This window comes from Holdemania filiformis DSM 12042 (genome assembly GCF_000157995.1).
GTDB lineage: Bacteria > Bacillota_I > Bacilli_A > Erysipelotrichales > Erysipelotrichaceae > Holdemania > Holdemania filiformis.
This window is the reverse complement of the sequence record NZ_GG657561.1, coordinates 326773-329833: the sequence shown is the minus strand read 5'-3', so window position 1 is coordinate 329833 and position 3061 is coordinate 326773. Positions and strand designations below refer to the sequence as shown.

The following is a 3061-nucleotide window of genomic DNA, read 5'->3' as shown; positions in this document are numbered from 1 at the left end:
ATTTTCGACAGCTCTTTGTCCCGGACAATCACATTGCCGGAAGTAGGGGTGTCCAGCCCGCCCATCATGTGAAGCAGAGTGGACTTGCCGCTGCCGGAGGTTCCCACAACGGCCACAAACTCACCGTCATTTACGGAGAAGTTCACGCCGTCAAGGGCGCGGGTGATATTCGGCTCTGTGCCGTAATACTTTTTCAGGTCGATAGTCTGTAAAATGCTCATAAAATTCAATCCTTTCTTTGTTTGTTGTAAATGTGGAACGCTGCTGCGCCGGTGGCCGCCAACTGCACCAGAATCAGTACAGCGAACAGGCCGAAGCTCTCATAGTAGAACAATTCATCCCAAAACAGGAGAACATCACAGAGAGCAGTCAAGGCAACCGTCCAGCGGATGTGCCGGGCCAGCCATTGCCGGAACACCAGCACAAGGACAACGGGCGGGACGATCAGCAGCGCCAGATTCAAAATCAAGGTCGGGGTCAGTTCCATTGCGTCGCCTCCTCGCTTTTGTTGATAAGGTTATTGTAAAACCCAAATGTCCGCGAAATGTTACAGAGGCCAAAAAATTTCTTTGAAAATTGGAGTGAAATGTTACAACGCTCGGACATTTCAAAAAAATCTTTGAAAAAGGCGGGGTAGCACACCGGAACCCCGCCAATAAGAAGTTAATCAATCTCCCTTAATTGCTCAACAATCGACTTCTTTTGCAAGATATGAATAATTACAGCAGAGATAATCATAGGAAGCATAATAGAAATTATGGCATAACCCATAAAATACACTAACGGAAACTGCCATACCCATGAATCATCCCCGACACTGTTCAAGTAATGGACAATGCCATAACCTACCGCCGTTCCTGCAACCAATGTGATACCGATATTCCAAAAAGCCAGTAAAATTCCCTCCCATTGTATTGTCCATTGTAACTGCTTTTTCCCCATACCAATCGAACGCAAAGTTGAAAACTCATGCTTTCTGGAAAGCGTTGTGGCAATCAATGTGTTAATCAAGTTAATAACTGCAAACAACATAATAAAACTGCTCAAGCCCCAAATGACAAGACTTGTACGCTGGTACATTGCTTCGCTATCCTGATAGAGATTGTGCAGAGTTTCCATTGTAACAGTAGGAATCGTTTCCATCAAACTATTCATTTTCTCCCGGACTTCTGGTTCCAGAGAAAAATCGTTAATGCTGATTAAGAGATGGCTATTGAAATTAAAGTTAGGAACGACCATTTTCTGCAATAGCTGATCGGGCAATAGGAAAAATCCGGCTTTCCCAAATAGTTTTCCGCCTAATGGATCTTTGAATATTTCATCGCTGATTTCACCGACTATGGTGTATTCTGTTTCCTGATATGATTGTCCATCGAACCAACGGAATTTAACGGTATCGCCCACTTGGAATGTCCAGTCAAAAACATAATCCGCATACTCATTACGCAACACAAGTATTTCCTTATTCTCAATCATAGATTTATAATCTATCGTGCCAGCAGAAAGATACTGTTTCAAAATTTTCTGCTGTTCAGAAGTAAATGGAACAAGTTTATCTTTTCTGGAAGCATGATTGTATTCAAATTTTGCCTCCAAAGTTTTATATTGCGTAACTTCTTTTACGCCCTCAATCTGTGTGATATTCTGAATAAGCTCATCATTTAATGGATTGTTGAGCTGAACCCCTGTTGCTCCATGAGGATCATTACGGACTGCATTTCTGGACAAGTCAATTTCAAATTCTCCGTATTCCAATAATCCCTGTCGTGCAAAACGCTCCATATCCAAAGAGGATAATAATGTCGTACCGCCCATAAACATAATCCCAGCTACGCCTAAAGAAAGAACGGTCACTACCCACTTACGGCGATTGCGTGAACTTCCCATAACAGCCATTGAAAATGGAGTAATTCTTCTATGGAGTTTTTTAGAGTACAACTGTGCAGACTGATACCCCGTACTTTTTGCAGCTTCAATCGGAGATACACTTCCGGCGATTTTAACAGGTTTGCTTAAAGCCAGCCAAACCATTGCATATACAAGGCTAAAAATCAGTACACTTACCAATGCGGTGTTAAGCCAACTCCACCCGTCAGGCTTAAATAAAAAGGCAGCCGTTCCGCCGATGATAAGTCCCAAAATTGTTCCTAAAATGCAAAGAATTTTTCCCTGTGTCCGCAAAATCGTTTTAATTTGTTTTGGAGTGGCTCCCATTGTTCTCAACTGTCCAAATTCTCTAATCTGATTTTGAACATAGATATAAAAAATACTGTAAATTACCAAATAGCTTACAAATAGAACCGTAATCGAAAAAATACTGATAATCATAATATCTTCCTGATTCGGCTCAAGAGAAGCGACAAATCCATCGTTGTAATCAGAATATTGTGCTGTAATACCATAATCAGTCCCGATTTTTTGAACCGTCTCCTTGAAATTCTCTGATGACATTTGAGTGGCATCTGCTAATTGAACAGTAAGAGCTGTTACAGAAGTTTCAAATTGACTGCCTGTATGAGCGTATTTTTCAGAGCAGTACAAGGAGTATACCCGTTCTGTTGATCCATTGTCTGTAAGGCCAACAACAGTAAAAGTTTCGGAACTTCCATCATAAAAAGGAATTGTAATTTTAGTTCCTAATTCAGCCGGTAATCCTAATCGTGACAAATAGGCTTTATCCACAGCCGCATCATATAAACCGATGGGGTATTGCCCCTCCACGAGTTCTTCTACGGCAATATTACTGTCTTTCTGTTCAATGTAAACTGGAATTATCAAATAATCATCAACCTGTGTATTGCCAGCCTGAATATAAATTCTTGAATCAGCAATTCTGTTATCTTGCCGCAATTCTTCAATCTGCTTATCATTGATATTGTAATAAATTGCATGGTTCGCTGTCTGCAATTCTCTTTTGGTTTCTGTTGCCATCCCTACCGCGGAAAGAATAAACCCTGATAGCAATGCAACAGATAACATGATGGTCAATACAGATAGCAGTGTTTTAATGCGACTTTTTCGCATACTTCTTTTCGCATATTTCTTAACAACCGCACTGGTG

General features: G+C 41.1%; 3 protein-coding genes. All 3 read right to left on the bottom strand.

The annotated features are described in order from the left end of the window. The coding region (locus HOLDEFILI_RS14230) for an ATP-binding cassette domain-containing protein (protein WP_006060498.1) at positions 1-221 on the bottom strand (221 nt) is incomplete at its 3' end. 5 nt (positions 222-226) lie between these two features. After that, positions 227-487, bottom strand: coding sequence for a hypothetical protein (locus tag HOLDEFILI_RS14225; RefSeq protein WP_006060497.1), 261 nt, complete (start codon positions 485-487; stop codon positions 227-229). A gap of 176 nt (positions 488-663) precedes the next feature. Continuing rightward, the coding region (locus tag HOLDEFILI_RS14220; RefSeq protein ID WP_006060496.1) for an ABC transporter permease at positions 664-3061 on the bottom strand (2398 nt) is incomplete at its 5' end.